General features: G+C 39.1%; 15 protein-coding genes. 10 read left to right on the top strand and 5 right to left on the bottom strand.

The genetic code is table 11. From position 1 onward, the window contains the following. Positions 1 to 284 precede the first annotated feature (284 nt). The 8 genes from NV379_RS18060 to NV379_RS18095 all read left to right on the top strand — a co-directional run bounded on the left by NV379_RS18060 (position 285) and on the right by NV379_RS18095 (position 7000). Positions 285 to 1010: a DUF1266 domain-containing protein gene (locus tag NV379_RS18060; protein WP_258208742.1), complete on the top strand. Its 726-nt coding sequence runs from the start codon at positions 285 to 287 to the stop codon at positions 1008 to 1010. 19 nt (positions 1011 to 1029) lie between these two features. After that, positions 1030 to 1503 (top strand): hypothetical protein, encoded by a 474-nt coding sequence (locus NV379_RS18065; RefSeq protein ID WP_258208743.1) that lies wholly within the window; start codon positions 1030 to 1032, stop codon positions 1501 to 1503. Positions 1504 to 2099: 596 nt separating this feature from the next. Continuing rightward, positions 2100 to 3113 carry a siderophore ABC transporter substrate-binding protein gene (locus NV379_RS18070; protein WP_258208744.1) on the top strand — a complete coding sequence of 338 codons (1014 nt, stop codon included), beginning with the start codon at positions 2100 to 2102 and terminating at the stop codon, positions 3111 to 3113. Between the two features lie 34 nt (positions 3114 to 3147). Continuing rightward, on the top strand, positions 3148 to 4158 hold the full coding sequence (locus NV379_RS18075; RefSeq protein WP_258208926.1) for an ABC transporter permease: 1011 nt from the start codon (positions 3148 to 3150) through the stop codon (positions 4156 to 4158). Continuing rightward, positions 4155 to 5219: an iron chelate uptake ABC transporter family permease subunit gene (locus tag NV379_RS18080; RefSeq protein ID WP_258208745.1), complete on the top strand. Its 1065-nt coding sequence runs from the start codon at positions 4155 to 4157 to the stop codon at positions 5217 to 5219. Before NV379_RS18075 ends, NV379_RS18080 begins: the two co-directional genes overlap by 4 nt. After that, the gene (locus tag NV379_RS18085) at positions 5216 to 5968 is read left to right on the top strand and encodes an iron ABC transporter ATP-binding protein (protein ID WP_258208746.1); all 753 of its coding nucleotides are present in this window, start codon (positions 5216 to 5218) and stop codon (positions 5966 to 5968) included. The genes NV379_RS18080 and NV379_RS18085 overlap by 4 nt, the downstream gene beginning before the upstream one ends. A 29-nt stretch (positions 5969 to 5997) precedes the next feature. Next, complete coding sequence (locus NV379_RS18090; protein ID WP_258208747.1) at positions 5998 to 6714, top strand: 3-ketoacyl-ACP reductase; 717 nt, start codon at positions 5998 to 6000, stop codon at positions 6712 to 6714. A gap of 157 nt (positions 6715 to 6871) precedes the next feature. Then, positions 6872 to 7000 (top strand): hypothetical protein, encoded by a 129-nt coding sequence (locus tag NV379_RS18095; protein ID WP_258208748.1) that lies wholly within the window; start codon positions 6872 to 6874, stop codon positions 6998 to 7000. A gap of 75 nt (positions 7001 to 7075) precedes the next feature. On the opposite strand, the gene NV379_RS18100 is transcribed toward NV379_RS18095, so the two are convergent. The 3 genes from NV379_RS18100 to NV379_RS18110 all read right to left on the bottom strand — a co-directional run bounded on the left by NV379_RS18100 (position 7076) and on the right by NV379_RS18110 (position 10497). Next, positions 7076 to 7477, bottom strand: coding sequence for a VOC family protein (locus tag NV379_RS18100; protein ID WP_258208749.1), 402 nt, complete (start codon positions 7475 to 7477; stop codon positions 7076 to 7078). A 95-nt stretch (positions 7478 to 7572) separates the two neighbouring features. Beyond that, the gene (locus NV379_RS18105) at positions 7573 to 8499 is read right to left on the bottom strand and encodes an alpha/beta hydrolase family protein (RefSeq protein WP_258208750.1); all 927 of its coding nucleotides are present in this window, start codon (positions 8497 to 8499) and stop codon (positions 7573 to 7575) included. A gap of 165 nt (positions 8500 to 8664) precedes the next feature. Then, positions 8665 to 10497, bottom strand: coding sequence for a flagellin N-terminal helical domain-containing protein (locus tag NV379_RS18110; protein WP_258208751.1), 1833 nt, complete (start codon positions 10495 to 10497; stop codon positions 8665 to 8667). Positions 10498 to 10818: 321 nt separating this feature from the next. On the opposite strand from NV379_RS18110, the gene NV379_RS18115 reads away from it, so the two are divergent. Continuing rightward, positions 10819 to 12528, top strand: coding sequence for a glycerophosphodiester phosphodiesterase family protein (locus NV379_RS18115; protein WP_258208752.1), 1710 nt, complete (start codon positions 10819 to 10821; stop codon positions 12526 to 12528). Between the two features lie 61 nt (positions 12529 to 12589). On the opposite strand, the gene NV379_RS18120 is transcribed toward NV379_RS18115, so the two are convergent. Both NV379_RS18120 and NV379_RS18125 read right to left on the bottom strand, forming a co-directional pair. Then, a complete protein-coding gene (locus NV379_RS18120) occupies positions 12590 to 13174 on the bottom strand; it encodes a GNAT family N-acetyltransferase (protein ID WP_258208753.1) in 585 nt (194 codons plus the stop codon). An 80-nt stretch (positions 13175 to 13254) separates the two neighbouring features. Continuing rightward, positions 13255 to 14124 (bottom strand): arylamine N-acetyltransferase family protein, encoded by an 870-nt coding sequence (locus NV379_RS18125; RefSeq protein WP_258208754.1) that lies wholly within the window; start codon positions 14122 to 14124, stop codon positions 13255 to 13257. Between the two features lie 179 nt (positions 14125 to 14303). Between NV379_RS18125 and NV379_RS18130 the strand changes: the two genes are divergently transcribed. Then, on the top strand, positions 14304 to 15257 hold the full coding sequence (locus NV379_RS18130; protein ID WP_258208755.1) for a GNAT family N-acetyltransferase: 954 nt from the start codon (positions 14304 to 14306) through the stop codon (positions 15255 to 15257). The last annotated feature ends 55 nt before the right edge of the window (positions 15258 to 15312 follow it).

Genomic DNA, 15312 nt, shown 5'->3' on the forward strand with positions numbered 1-15312 from the left:
CAAACTTAAATCGCTTTTTCTCGGTTATTTTTTCGGTGTTTTCCTCGGGATATTGGGGTTTCAGTGGCAGACTTAAAAAACTAACATTACACGGTAAATTATTTTGTGCTTAAAAGGAAAATCATTCCTTTTATCGAATATAATCAACAATTGGAATATAATACTAATAAGTGGGAATGAGTACGCTGAAAGGTTCATGTATTTGAGTATCGGTAAGTCAATCGATCTGGAATCGGGTAATAGGCGAGAGTATTTATATTTTATGAATGAAACGAGGATGAAACATGGGTTTTTTTAAAAAAATAGTGGGTGCACTGAGCAAGAAAAAGTATCGAAAAAACCCCAATGCCTCTGTTTTAACTGTAGAACAGTATGCTGCTTTGAATGTCGGAGCAATCAATGCAGAACAGACGATGTACTTTTGTGATAGTTTGCATACGGGGTCTGACACAAATGAGATAAGACGAAATCTTGCTGATTACTACGACATTGTTGATAGAGATACTGCATTAATGACTTTGGAATGGCTGAGTGGCAGGGGGCATAGAATCTATTTTGAGGCTATCAAACACTTTGTTTCAGGTCAATCCACAGCAGTTGACGAGACGGTTTTGGAAGAAGACGAAAAGGTGAATACATACAATTACATAAAAAATCTAAACAACACACTCGAAGATCTGGTAAAAAATAAGCATATCAACAATAGGGTAGACTTGAGCACACAATCTATTGTTGGCTGGGATATGGGTCGACTGGTTTTGATTACACGTTGCTGTTATGAAATGGCATATCTCTCAGAAGAAGAAGCTTGGAATTATATTCATAAAGCCCATAGAGAATGTCAGAACACCTATGTGGACTGGAAAGAGCTTGCTGATGGCTATATCATTGGGAGATGTATGTGGGGCGGATCCAATGTGATGCTGTACGGTATTATGGAAATTGCAAAAGAGTTGATTGAGGATGATGAAAGTCCTTGGCTAAAATACCCGTTACGACAAAATACATAAAAAAAAGGAGAAATTTACTATGGATTTAAAATTATTGGCTATACCAGTGGTACTGGTGATTGTTGGAGTGATTGTGATGGTGTTTCTGAACAAAAAGGGAGGGCGTTCTGCTGGTGTGGCTCAGGATGTTATGAAGAACTATGTGCGTGAACAGCTTCCGAATATGCAAAGTGCTAATTTGGATGTCATTAATTTGCTTCAGGATACAATAGACCCAGAGCATATTTGGGTAGTTGCTTATAACGACAGCGGAATATTCTTCATCCCGTCTACATCGAATCCTTTTACGCGATCAATTAAGAGATATGAGGATGAAGGTATCGATTATGTACCTTTTTCAGCGATTACGAATAAGTTGGTAGCACAAGACAAGAAGAAAATCAAATTGCATATAGGAGATGTAGTAAAATCTTTAAAGTATCAAAACAAAGATTGTTTTGGTACCAATCAAGAACAAGAACTATCTAAATTCATGAAATATTTAAGTGCCTAGAGTCTACTTATTATATGGATTGGGCATCCGAGAGAACGATACTAAACATCGGCGGAGTAACGGACATATGCTTTACAGAGGAAGGCGGCAACGTCATAAAAAGAGTCTTTAAGCTATAAGCGTCGTTTATTTCAGCGAATGCAGCCACATCAAAAGGTTGTCCCATATACGCACCCCACACATATTGAGGCGGTTGTGTTGATGGAGTGGGATGGCACAGAAAGCTGAGATTACGGTGGAGCGGGTTTGGAGAGTAGAACAGATCAGATAAGAATGTGAAACAGAAAATCCATAAATCAATAGATTAATCTTAAACACCTGATTCTAAAATCGGGTGTTTTTATTATTCATTTTATCTACTGCTGCCACAGATTTTCAAGGTAATTTATCGAGCCCAACTTGATAAAATCTTGGCGCAAATACGTCAATGCGAATTTTATCGAATTAAATAGTTGACACGATTATATTTATTGTTATACTTGAGTAGGATATTGCAATTGATAATCATTATCACTTCATTTCATACATAGATAATAAATTCATCAATTCAGTAATCTATTTGTCTATAAAACTTATATAAAGGGAGAGTATAGAAAATGGGGAAATTAAAATTAACTGTTTTTTTAACAATAATTGTTTTGGTGTTGGCAGCTTGCTCAAATTCAAGTAATGGAAATGGTAAAACTGAAACTAGTGGGCAAGAAAATAGTTCTAATAAAGCTTCAACGGTTGACATCAAGGATTCACATGGAACTGTTAAGGTTCCTGTAAACCCAAAAAATGTAATTGTTCTGGATAGTAGAGCTTTTGAAACTTTAGCTGATTGGAAAATTAAACTAGTAGCTGCTCCAAAGGATGTAATGCCTGCGGATTCAACATATGTTAAGGATGCTTCGGTTAAAAATATTGGAAATCACCGTGAACCAAATCTTGAAGTTATAGCAGCTGCAAACCCTGAAGTTGTAATTATCGGTCAAAGATTTGCTAACCATTATGAAGCGATAAAAAAATTAGTGCCAAATGCAGCAGTTATTGATCTGAATTTTGATGTTTCTGAGAAAGCAGAAAAACCTGGGGAAAACTTAATAAATGGATTTAAAAATGCTACAATTACTTTAGGTCAAATTTTTGATAAAAATGAAGAAGCTAAAAAATTAGTAGCTGATTTTGATAAATCTATCAAAGATGCTAAGGCTGCCTATAATGGGACGGATACAGTTATGGCTGTTGAAGTTTCTGGTGGGAATATTGGCTTTGTAGCTCCAAATTTTGGACGTGCTTGGGGACCTATGTATGAAATTTTTGGTTGGAAACCAGCTTTAGAAATTAAAAACGCTACTTCAGGTCATAAAGGTGATGAGATTTCTGTTGAAGCTATTGCAAAAAGTAATCCTGATTGGATTTTAGTACTAGATCGTGATGCTGCAGTATCTTCTACAACGGATGCCGTTCCTGCAAAAGATGTTATTAATAAGTCACCTGCTCTTCAAAAAGTAACTGCTGTTTCTAAAGGACAAATTGTTTATGCACCAAATGACACTTATACAAATGAATCAATCCAAACGTTTATAGAGATATTTAACAACCTTGCAAAAACTTTAGCTAAGTAATCTAAAGGAGCATAACATGGTGCTGAGAAAGACAATAGAAAAAAATTCTGGGGTTGAGAAAAATTCTCAACCCCGGCTTTATAACCACAACAAGTTATGGACAAAACCTTTTATATTAGCGATTATAGTTGTTTTTATTTTGGGGATTATATCCCTATTTACTGGCGTTTATGATATTCGTGGACAAGAGGATGGAATGGAAATGTTTTTCATTACTCGTGTTCCAAGAACAGCAGCATTAATGCTTACTGGGGCTGCCATGGCCATGGCTGGACTCGTCATGCAGCTTATTACACAGAATCGTTTGGTTGAACCTACCACAACAGGAACGATTGAATGGGCCGGTTTGGGCCTTCTTATTGTTTACTTAGTATTTCCTGCGCCAACATTATTTCTAAGAATGACTGGTGCTATTGTTTTTTCTTTTATAGGAACAATGGTTTTCTTTTTATTTCTAAGAAGAGTTAAACTCCGTTCGTCTTTAATTGTTCCCATAATTGGACTGATGCTTGGAGCAGTTGTTTCTGCAGTTTCTACTTTTACGGGACTCCTTTTTCAAGCGACGCAAAATATTGAATCTTGGTTTGTAGGTTCTTTTGCGGCAATCCAAGTTGGAAGATATGAATATTTATGGATAATTGTAATTGTTACTTTTCTTATTTTTATTTATGCCAATAGACTGACTTTAGCTGGACTAGGGGAAGATGTTGCAACAAGTCTAGGAGTAAATTACAACCGGATCGTTCTTTTTGGTACGGGTCTTATTTCTTTAGCAGTTGGAATTGTTGCAGCTGTTATCGGAAACTTACCTTTTTTAGGATTAATTGTCCCCAATATTGTTTCCATGTTTAGGGGAGATGATCTTAGGAGTAATTTGCCTTGGGTATGTGTGATAGGAATGGGTACGATAACGCTTTGTGACATCATTTCTCGAACCATTATTATGCCATTTGAAGTACCTGTTTCTTTAATACTTGGAACAGTAGGGGCAGTCGTATTTATTGCTATTTTATTGAGACAAAGAAAACCAAGGAGGCTAAGATGATCGCATTGGAATCTAGAAAAAAAGAAAATGTCGTAATCAATTCTAGCCTTCATAATGGGAATAGATCAGCTAGAGCCTTTCGTTCTAAGAAAGAAGAAAAACGTTATTGGATTTTGCTCATAACATTGATTGGATTGGGGCTACTTTCTTGCTATGGACTTTTAGTTTATAACAATCCAGTTCCGATAGATTCACCTTCTTTTATCCCAGTTGTTAAGAGAAGGATAGTGGCTATTGTTGCAATGCTTATTGCTGCCATTTGTCATAGTTTGACAACCGTTGCTTTCCAGTCGATTACGAATAATAGAATTATAACCCCTTCACTTTTAGGCTTTGAATCACTTTACTCCACCATTCATACGAGTACAATGTTTTTCTTTGGTGTTGGTGCAATGTTAAATTTCAGTGGTACTGGACCATTTATAATTCAAGTTATTGTTATGGTCATGATGAGTTTGATCCTTTATGGGTGGTTGCTTTCTGGAAAGTACGGAAATATGCAGCTTATGCTTTTGGTTGGAATTATTATTGGCACGGGGCTAAGATCTGTGTCAGCTTTTATGAGAAGACTTCTTTCCCCTTCTGAGTTTGATATTTTACAGACAAGATTGTTTGGTTCTGTTAATAATGCAGATTCTGCCTATTTTCCTATTGTAATTCCTATAGTAATCATTGTAGCATTATTACTTCTTGCTCATTCTAAGAATCTAAATATATTGTCACTTGGAAAGGATGTCTCTACTTCTTTTGGAGTTAAACATCAATCGAGTATCATTTATACGCTTGTATTAGTTTCTGTTTTGATGTCAATTTCAACAGCTTTGATTGGACCACTTACTTTCTATGGATTTTTAGTTGCAACTTTGAGTTATCAAGCGGCGCCAACCTATGATCATAGATATATTTTTCCAATGGCTCTTGCTATAGGGTTTTTGATAATAACGAGTGCATACTTTTTAATGTATCATGTATTCAATGCGCAAGGTGTAGTTTCTGTTATTATTGAATTATTTGGTGGAATCATATTCTTAATTGTGATTTTAAGGAAGAGGGCTCTATGATAAAGATTGATAATGTTAGAAAATTGTATACGGATGAGGTAAAAATAGGACCATTAAATATCGAAATACCAAAAGCGGGTCTTACTTCTTTAATTGGACCAAATGGTGCTGGAAAGTCTACGGCACTTTTGATGATTGGAAGACTATTGGATATGGATGAAGGTCAAATTCAGGTAGCAAATATGGATGTTTCTGAATCTAATTCAAAAGACTTAGCAAAAGTTTTAACTATTTTACGTCAAGAAAATCATTTTGTAACGAGGCTAACGATTAGACAACTAGTCGGATTTGGACGTTTTCCTTATTCAAAAGGAAGATTAACGAAACAGGATGAGGCTATTATTTCTAAATATATCGATTTTTTAGGTTTGACTGATCTAGAAAATAGATATTTAGATGAGCTCTCTGGTGGTCAAAGGCAAAGGGCGTACGTAGCAATGGTTTTGTGCCAAGAGACGGAATATGTACTTTTGGACGAACCTCTGAACAATCTTGATGTGGCTCGTTCTGTTCAAATGATGGAGCATTTGAGGCATGCTGCTAATGAATTTGGAAGAACAATTCTGACTGTTATGCATGATATAAATTTTGCAGCCAAATATTCGGATAGAATTTGTGCGATGAAAGATGGACAAATTGCTGCTTTTGGAACAGTAGAAGAGGTTATGGATCCAGAAGTTTTGACAGATATTTTTGAAACGAAAATAGAAATTATCGATGGTCCTTATGGGCCAATTGCGATTTATTAGTTATAATACTTCATCAAGGAGTGGATATCATGCAAACGATTGATGGTAAAGTAGCGTTAATTACAGGAGCAGGACGTGGAATTGGACGTGCGACAGCAATAGCTTTTGCACAAGAAGGTGTTCATGTAGGTCTTGTTGGACGTACACTTGAAAATTTGCAACAAGTAGCAGAGGAACTGAAACAGTATGATGTGAAGGTAGCAATCGCTGCGGCAAATGTAGCGGATTTAGACTCCATCACTGCAGCAGTTGAATCCATTCGCGGCGAGCTTGGTGCAATTGATATTCTAGTAAACAATGCGGGCATTTCGAAATTCGGTAACTTCATGGATCTAACACCTGAAGAATGGACGAATATTATCGATGTCAATGTAAAAGGTGTGTACTACACGACACGTGCAGTATTGACGGAAATGATCGAGCGCAAGACAGGCGATATCATTAATATTTCATCAACAGCTGGTCAGAAGGGTGCACCGATTACAAGTGCATATTCCGCTTCTAAATTTGCGGTTATCGGACTAAGTGAGTCATTAATGCTGGAAGTGCGTAAGCATAACATTCGTGTTTCAACGTTAACACCAAGTACGGTTGCCACAGATATGGCGGTTGAACTCAACTTAACGGACGGCAATCCCGATAAAGTGATGCAAGCAGAAGATTTAGCAGACTTGATGGTTGCACAGCTGAAGCTTCATCCACGTGTGTTGTTAAAACATGCTGGACTTTGGTCAACTAATCCTTAGGAAAAATAGTTGAAGTATGAAGACGCTATTCTATGTATATGGGATGGCGTCTTTTTTATGGAAAAACTCCTTTAATAACCATGGGCAGTACGTTATAATTAAATTATCAGATAATTATATCCACTTAGCAAATAAATTACATATTGGAGGTATGGACATGTTCAATCGGAATAGAAAAATGATTTCCATAGCTCTAAGCATGGCTCTAGTCGTAACTATGTTGTTTGCAGGCGGCACAGTCTATGCGAAGACAGCAGGAGATAAGAAGGTTGAAGTTATTAAGTAGTTGTTGTTAATGAAATAACATACGATCTGCGAAAAAAACGCCGGTGACCTTAAACAGGTGACCGGCGTTTCCATATTAGCTTTTTGGCATTTTACTCTCATCCATGTACAGTAGGTTCCAACGGTGGCCGTCCAGGTCGGCAAATCCTGCGCCGTACATCCAGCCGTCAGTTTCACTTGGTTTGCCAAAGATACTTCCTCCAGCAAACTCTACTTTTTGAATAAAGGCATCTACTTCTTCCCTGCTTCCAGCGCCGATAGAAAATATTACTTCTGCGCTATTTGATGTATCTGCGACTTTTGAACCTGTAAATTTCTCAAACGCCGCATCGGGGAACAGCAGAATCGTTGCTTGGCCAATGGTAAGCTTGGCTCTCTCGTTACCAACGCTCGCCGCATGGAATCCAATCTCATTGAAAAAAGCAGTTGACCTCTCAACATCTTTGACCGGCAAGTTAATCCAAATCTCCTGTGACATGGCGGTAGCCTCCTGAAATATTTATTAACTAATCCTACTATACCCTAATATTGGAAATAGAAGCGCATTTTATAAAAGAAGAAACTCTAAACGATTTACTTGTCAGCTCTATCATTTCCCATATTCGCCTGCCTAACATCCCCCCAATTCTTACTCTGCATCATCTCAGCAGCTTCCCCATGAAACGCCCTCATAGCCTCCTGATCATCCGTCAACCGATACCTCATCCAAGCCGTCAAGTAACCCCTATGATTGTTACCATTACCTTCAATCGCGGTATGAGCGGCCCCCTTCGCCATACCCATCATAACAGGTGTATTTGCATTAGTAGTCTGCAAGGCTAATTCATTTGTGGATACAGGAGAGATGATAAAATCTCGTGTGCCGCCCATAATGAGGAAAGGTACGGTAATACGTGCTGTATCATACACATCTTGTGGATCGCAATATTTCAAATCGGGGAGAGCGATGGATACAATCGTCTTAATTAATGACCCATTTGGATAGTTGGTATGTGCATTAATCACTCCCGTAGACCCTTGCGAATGTCCGGCTACACCGATGTGTTCCATTTGGACTTTTTGATAAAATAAGCTGGTTGCGAGTTGGTTTTCATTTTTCAAATATTCAATAGCTGCCATAATTTCTTTGCCGGTTCCTGTTGTCTTGCTATAGGAATCGATGACAATGAATCCCCAGCTAGCAAGATGGGTGTGGAGCTCTTCATATCGATCTGGTGTGGCATCTGTTCCATTCCCCCAAGAAATCATAGGATAGGATTCGTTACCTTGAAATGCGGGGTAATAAATACGAAATAAAGCCTCTCCGCCGGTACCTTTCACTTCTTCTACCTTGACCTCATAGCTTCCTTGCGTAGCATAGCGTTGCTCAATACTGCCTTCTGCAAGTGCAGGTACATTAGAGTGGATGATGATTTGCAGAAAAATTGTAATGGAAACTGCAAGGATAAGGAATACAGATGACAACCATATTATCCACTTTCGTTTTTTCAAAATCGACATACACGGACCTCTACGATAGCTTATCGATTTCTCTATCGTTTTCTTTGTTAGAATATGGATCTAAAGAAATATACGCGAAAAGACGTAGTTATGTTTCGTCTTCCTAAGACAATTCAATATGTAGCATATAAAAAAACCTGCCTGAATTGGCAGGTTTGTATCATTTCACTTAAGCAACTGTAATACAGCTTGAGGTTTCTGATTAGCTTGAGCTAGCATGGATTGAGCAGCTTGGGTTAAAATGTTCAATTTCGTCAAATCCACCATTTCTTTAGCTATGTTAGCATCGCGAATTCGCGATTCTGCGGCAGTTAACTGATTGGCAGTATTGTCGGCGTTGCTTAACGCATGCTCCATTCGATTCTGCAGTGCCCCATAAATGCTTCTGTATTTGGTAACTGTTGATAGGGCTTGTTCAACCTGATTTAACGATTGAGTGGGATTAGCCGGAGGCATCACCCCTACATTCGTAATACCTAAACCGTCCGTATTGGCTTGAAATAGAGGTATTCTAAAAGATTGACCAGAATTAGCCCCTGCCTGAATTTGAAGCCCAGGAGGAATATAGTCGATGTCTGTAATGTCTGTGGTTACGGTTTGAACGACAGCATCCACTTTGCTTGTCGTTTCATTGGTAACGCGGTAAACATCTTTCTTAATGTTAAAATTGCTTAATTGAATGCCAAACTCCATAACATCCCCGTTATTGTTATTTGCATCTCCCCATGAAAGTCTCATTTGAGAGCCAGGAACCTTATGGGAAGTTAAATTACCAGTTGCCGGTATTTGCACTGCGTTTGGCTGCGTATAAGTCCCTCCACTTAAAACTGAAAAATCATAGTCTACAAGTTCATTGGAAAGTGCAAAATCTGTTCCTCCATTTGGTGATGTAATGGCATATTGACCATCATACATAGGCTGAAACCCAGCACTAATATTTATAGTTCTGTTATCAATGCCAGAGTTGTTCGTAATTTTAAATTTAGCTGTGAATGCAGAGCCATCCGTTGAAATCACTTTCTCCAACTGGATACCATCTTTTTCATAAGTTGCTGTTATCCCATTCGCCGTTATGCTGGAACTTACTAATGTAAATTGATCAAGTGAAGTTGAGACACCATCAACATCAACCGATATAAATCGATCCTCAAATCCACCGAAGTCAGGATATTGTCCTACAGTAATGCCCGTAGGAATAAGGGAAGTCTGAAAAAACACATTGCTTACGTTTCCGATATTTTTAACTGCAAGCTCTTTATAGCGTGGATCGCTTTGTAATAACCGTTCAAAAGTATATTCGTCAGTCGTTGTTGTCTCTGTATGGATGTGCTCATTCTTCTCATAATGATTATAGCCTTCTCGACCATCAGGAGAAGTAATCGGTGTACGATTAGAAGTCGTCGTATACACATCATCTGTTGTAGTCTGCGTCTGAGACGTTTGAGTTGTGCGTGGTACTTCTATAGTTCCACTCGGGAGAAAATGAGTAAAACTCTCATAATCAGTCCTCTGCGGAGGAAATGGTCCTGTTGTTGTGGTCTTAACGGTATGAATGGAACGGTCGGCAAGTATTTGGTAATCGTCTCGAGCTAACAAGTTGATCGTATTAAATTCTGTTCGATTCGTTATACTATTAATTTCTTGCTTTAATTGCTGTATTTCTTCATCAATCTTGGATCTATCATCGAGTGTATATGTATCATTCATGCTCTGAATCAGTAATTCTCTTTTTCTTTGTAACATATCCGTGATCTCTTGGTAGCCTCCTTCTGCTGTTTGAATGAGAGAAATCGCGTCCTGTACATTTCGGCCTGCTTGATTAAGTCCTTTAATTTGTGCTCTCATTTTCTCGGAAATCGATAATCCTGCTGCATCGTCAGCTGCTTTGTTGATACGCAATCCAGAAGAAAGTTTCTCTATGCTGTTCGAAGTGGACTTTGAATTTTTCTGTAGCATGTTATTTGCATTTAATGCAGTTAAATTATGTGAGATGATCATATCTACTACCTCTTTGAGCTATATTTTTAAAAATACAGATTACCACAATTATACAAGAGCATCCCTTTAATAACCAGTTAATTATGCTTTTTGAAACAAACGATCTATCAAAATCTAGAGTGAAATTAAGGTGATTAAGAAGATCCGGTAGGTGAATTACCTAGGATCTTATACATGACTACACAGGGATGAACCCTCCCGCATAGAATTTCTAGCCTTTGGCAAACTGATGAGATATTGACTATACTGGTAAAAGCATATTGGGAAGACAGGAGAGTCGATCGATTAGTGGCTAAAAGAAAAGGCATCTTTAGGGAATCTATGCAATTAATACGTTTTAACTGGAAATCACTTTTGTTATTTGAACTTGTATATAAATTGATCGCATGGGCGATTTGCTATCCCTTGGTAATTAAACTGTTCCATGTCTCATTGAATGTTTCGGGGTATCGATACATAACAGCTAAAAATATTGTAGATTACTTCTTGTTCCCTTCGACCCTGCCGTTCCTGCTACTCGTTATTGTGATATCCCTTTTATTTATCACTTTGGAACTAGCGGCGCTAGCTCATGCGATGGATGCCTCCTACCATCAAAGAAAAATAACGAGTAAGGAGATCTGGATTCAAGGTGCACAGACAGCAGCTCGGTTGCTTGGTACGAGGAATCGGGGAAGTCTAATTCTATTGTTATTCGCTGTGCCTGTGCTGGGTTTCTTGTTTACACCGACCTTTCTGCCGGATGTTAAAATACCTGAGTTTATTAATGACTATATTGCGAGCAACTTCGTCTTTAATCTGATTTTTTTTGCGTTGATCTTTATAGGTACTGTTCTTATTATTCGTTGGATGTTTGTATTTCACTGTTTTGCGTTGTCGGACGGATCGTTAAGGGATGCATTCCGCGAATGTGCCAAGATGACCTGGAAACGCATGTTTAAGAATGTTCTTCTACTTATTTGGTGGAGTGCTTTGTTTTTTGGAAGTTTCCTACTCATATTGCTAATTGGTTTTACCGGTGTGTTTTTGATTACGGATTCTACTTGGACGTTGCTGTTCGTGCTGTTGCCTGCTGTATGCCTAATTGCTATTGGGATTATTTTGGTGCTCACCGTACCGCTGCAATTTTGTGTTGTGAGTGCATTATTTTATCGTTGGCAGCAGGATAATGGAATCAAGCCGCGCCCCTTTAACATGAGCCGTATATTATGGACACCAAGAAAGAAAATTCTAATAGCGGTTATGGCGGTAATTTTGTTCGTATTTTCGACATACAACTTTGTGGATTGGATAAAAAATGAAGAATGGTTTGGAGAAACCAAGCTTGTGATGACCGAAATTACAGCCCATCGGGGCAATACAGGAGATACAATAGAAAACACCCGTTCTTCATTTGAAGCTGCTATTCATACTCAAGCTGATGTTATTGAGCTTGATGTTCAGCCTACCAAGGACGGAGTTCCAGTCGTGTTTCATGATGCTGACTTAAAGAGAATGAGCGGAGTTCAACGTAAATTGTCCGATATAACGTATGCAGAGCTTCAGACAATCCCACTACTTAACACGAACAACGAAATGATTCCCTCGCTGCGGGATGTACTTGACCTGTGTAATGGAAAAATCAAGCTGAACATTGAGCTAAAGAACTTTAACGAAGATTTTATCAAAAAAGTAATTGCTCTGGTAAAGGAAACGAACATGCAAAACCAGAGTATAATTACGTCTCTAAACTATGAAGCACTTCAATTCGTGAAGGAGCGCTATCCTAGGATAGAAACGGGATTTGTAACTGCCGTTGCATATGGAGAGATTGGAAGCATGGAATACGTTGACTACTTTAGTGTGGAAGCTAGCTTTGTCACACAGACCCTTGTGAATGATATTCATAAGAAAGGGAAGAAGATTCTGGTATGGACTGTAAATAATGAATTGGAAATGGAGCGTATTTTTAATCTGGGTGTTGATGGGCTCATAACAGATAAACCTATTCAAGCAATGGAACTGCGAAAATCAATGTTGAAGAATCCATAAATTTAAGTGAAGAGGGGAGGAAACCCCTCTTTTTTGTCTTTTCTTTTATAAAAAAATTATCTTAAAAATCAATCCCGCGAACCTTAGAGAATATCATCGTATCGCTTAGTCCACCATCCAAGTTACATTTCTCCTTACGAAGGATACCTTCTAAAGTGAAACCTGTACGCTCCGCTACCCGTGCACTGTTTGTGTTACGTGAATCACAACGAATCTCAATACGATTTGCATCCAACTCTTGAATTGCAAAGTTCGTAATGGCATTTACTGCTTCGGCTACATACCCTTGTCTTGCAAAAGTAGTACGCACCCAATATCCAATCTCAAATTTACGTGCCTGCCAATCAATGCGATGAAGACCGCTACTACCGATTAATTGACCGGTCTCTTTATGAATTAATAGTAGTTGCAGGTCTTTACGCTCTAAAAATTGTAATCTAGAATTTCGCATTCCTATTTCGGATTGATCGATCGATGGAATGTTCTGCGCCCATATCATCCACGGACGTAATTCTTCAACGCTTTCTCGAATTGCTTCGTTAATAGCTGCTCCATCTCCCCATAATGGTGCGCGTATCTGCAAACGTTCACTTTCGAAGCTCTCTGGTATCTCTAATAGTATCGGGTTCGTAGTATTACTGCTCATGTGCGCTCATCCCCTTGAAATATTTCCGATTAATTTAACACATGTGCGCTTCTTGTTTCAAGATGTCTATGCCAAATAATTTATTTCACAACCTGCTTACTTCGCTTCCACTCCTCATGGAAGCCGTAAACCTTCTTCCAAAGTTCGTCTTGCGCAAGCTTACTGTAGCTCACAAGTTTCTCGTGAAATACATCCCCAAGCACTTCTAGCCATTGCGATTTAGTAGCAACTTCTTCTTTCTCAATCGAAGTACCTTCGCGTTTAGACCATATACAGCCTCTTAACTCGTTGCTTCCACTTGCATGGCGGTGACGGATAAGGAATAAGTTGAGCCAAGGAGACTCTGGAGAATAGCTGTAAAACTCATGTTTAGGTAAAAATTCATTCAGATTTTCAAGAGACTGAGGTGCATAATCAACACCAACATATGCTGCTAACGGATCGTGTTCGAGTCGCCAGCCACCTTCGGTGACATTCGATGGAACAACTGTATACTCGAATCCACCTTGGTTATAATGACCTGGCACTAGAGGAAGCGGCTCATAAGGCATATCACCTAGACCGACGTCGACAATCCATTGTTGCGGCTTTTCATGTTCATTAGGCAATGTAACGGTAAGTCCAAGGTGAAATGAATTGATGCAAGGCTTCTGACCGGTTGGCTGCACGCCTGCTCGATGCCAAGAAACGTTATAGCCAAGGGAGTGAAGGAGCTGACCAAATGCGCTGTTTAATTGAAAACAATAGCCACTTCTCCCGTTTAAGATGAGGTCGACGGAAGATCTGATATCCATTGGAGCTGGTCTTCCAGCAACGATATCAATGGTCTGCCAGGACAAATTCTCAACGTGGGCTTTATGAATTTCGGTCAGGAATTCGAGGCTAGGCTTGCAGATGTCTTGAATGCCTAGTCGGGCTAAATAGTTACGGATCTCAGCATGAGTTAGCATGATATTGTCCACCTTTTTTGAAAGATTTAATAGGAAGTTATTTCTCTCTTTATTGATTTAACTTACTTTAATAATGTTATATCATAGAATTGGTAGGTTTTTACTGGGGATTCCCTTCATCAGGATAGCAGATGCTCAGATTTGTTCGGTTTTCTTTTATAAAAAGGAGATGTATGAACATGTTCAATATTCGTCCTATTCAAGCTGATGAAATTGCTTATTTCACATCTATTGGCGTTTCTGCTGAAGAAGCAGGAGCGGTACAAAGTTATATAGAAAGACTGCTTGCTCACGGTTCCCTACGTCTTGAGTGGTGCTACGTCATGGAGGAAGAGGGGCATCCGATCGGACGCATTGCCTTCTGGACGATGCCAACACTAGAGAAACCACTCATGATGGTGTTGCTGGAATTGCCATGGGAACGTGAGGATTATCTTTCTGTTGGTACTATTCTTTTGGAGAAAACGATGACAATAGCGCAAGGGTATGGTGCTGATCTCATGGAGTATATGCTAGATTCCCCACCTGTCGCACCTCATTTTCAGAGATATGAAGAGCAGCGTATGAATTTACTACATCATATGGATTTTCATTCCACCAGGAATACGAATCGATTTGAATGGAACGGGGAGAGCCAATCAATCTTAACTTCCTCCCATTCGCTAACGTTTCGAACGTTACCTGAAGTTGGTGATGATGCTTTTATCGAGGCGATTCAGAAGGTTTCCGCTCAAACATTGGATCAGCGAATTAATGAAGAGCGTGAGGAGGCGTGTGGAGCTAGAGAGCATGCTACACTGTTGTTTGAAGAATTGAAGGAGATGGAGTACGCGCCAGACTGGTGGCAGCTTGCGTATGACGAGGGTGAGCAGTTAGTGGGATTCGTTATGCCAACAAAAGCTCCTAACTTTGCGACGATTGGTTATATAGGTGTTGTCCCTGAGCATCGCGGGCATGGTTATATCGACATTCTCTTGAAACAGGGGACAGCTACTCTGCTACAAACGGGAGAGAATCTAATTCGTACGGATACCGACGTTAGCAACTTCCCAATGGCTCAAGCGTTCTTGAGATGCGGGTATACGCAATTTGCCAGTCGAAAAGAATATAGCAAGAAGCTTGGTGCTAAGTAATACCTGAAGAGCTCATGTCACGACGAAACATTTGAACCATCATTTAGGATTCGGG

The organism is Paenibacillus radicibacter (genome assembly GCF_024721995.1).
Taxonomy (GTDB): Bacteria; Bacillota; Bacilli; order Paenibacillales; family NBRC-103111; genus Paenibacillus_AM; species Paenibacillus_AM radicibacter.

Excerpts from the sequence above, each read along its gene's own strand:
- NV379_RS18115 (WP_258208752.1), top strand. The coding sequence starts at position 10,819 with ATGCAATTAATACGTTTTAACTGGAAATCACTTTTGTTATTTGAACTT.
- NV379_RS18105 (WP_258208750.1), bottom strand. The coding sequence starts at position 8,499 with ATGTCGATTTTGAAAAAACGAAAGTGGATAATATGGTTGTCATCTGTA.
- NV379_RS18090 (WP_258208747.1), top strand. The coding sequence starts at position 5,998 with ATGCAAACGATTGATGGTAAAGTAGCGTTAATTACAGGAGCAGGACGT.
- NV379_RS18080 (WP_258208745.1), top strand. The coding sequence starts at position 4,155 with ATGATCGCATTGGAATCTAGAAAAAAAGAAAATGTCGTAATCAATTCT.
- NV379_RS18100 (WP_258208749.1), bottom strand. The coding sequence starts at position 7,477 with ATGTCACAGGAGATTTGGATTAACTTGCCGGTCAAAGATGTTGAGAGG.
- NV379_RS18085 (WP_258208746.1), top strand. The coding sequence starts at position 5,216 with ATGATAAAGATTGATAATGTTAGAAAATTGTATACGGATGAGGTAAAA.
- NV379_RS18095 (WP_258208748.1), top strand. The coding sequence starts at position 6,872 with ATGTTCAATCGGAATAGAAAAATGATTTCCATAGCTCTAAGCATGGCT.
- NV379_RS18125 (WP_258208754.1), bottom strand. The coding sequence starts at position 14,124 with ATGCTAACTCATGCTGAGATCCGTAACTATTTAGCCCGACTAGGCATT.
- NV379_RS18070 (WP_258208744.1), top strand. The coding sequence starts at position 2,100 with ATGGGGAAATTAAAATTAACTGTTTTTTTAACAATAATTGTTTTGGTG.
- NV379_RS18060 (WP_258208742.1), top strand. The coding sequence starts at position 285 with ATGGGTTTTTTTAAAAAAATAGTGGGTGCACTGAGCAAGAAAAAGTAT.
- NV379_RS18110 (WP_258208751.1), bottom strand. The coding sequence starts at position 10,497 with ATGATCATCTCACATAATTTAACTGCATTAAATGCAAATAACATGCTA.
- NV379_RS18120 (WP_258208753.1), bottom strand. The coding sequence starts at position 13,174 with ATGAGCAGTAATACTACGAACCCGATACTATTAGAGATACCAGAGAGC.
- NV379_RS18130 (WP_258208755.1), top strand. The coding sequence starts at position 14,304 with ATGTTCAATATTCGTCCTATTCAAGCTGATGAAATTGCTTATTTCACA.
- NV379_RS18065 (WP_258208743.1), top strand. The coding sequence starts at position 1,030 with ATGGATTTAAAATTATTGGCTATACCAGTGGTACTGGTGATTGTTGGA.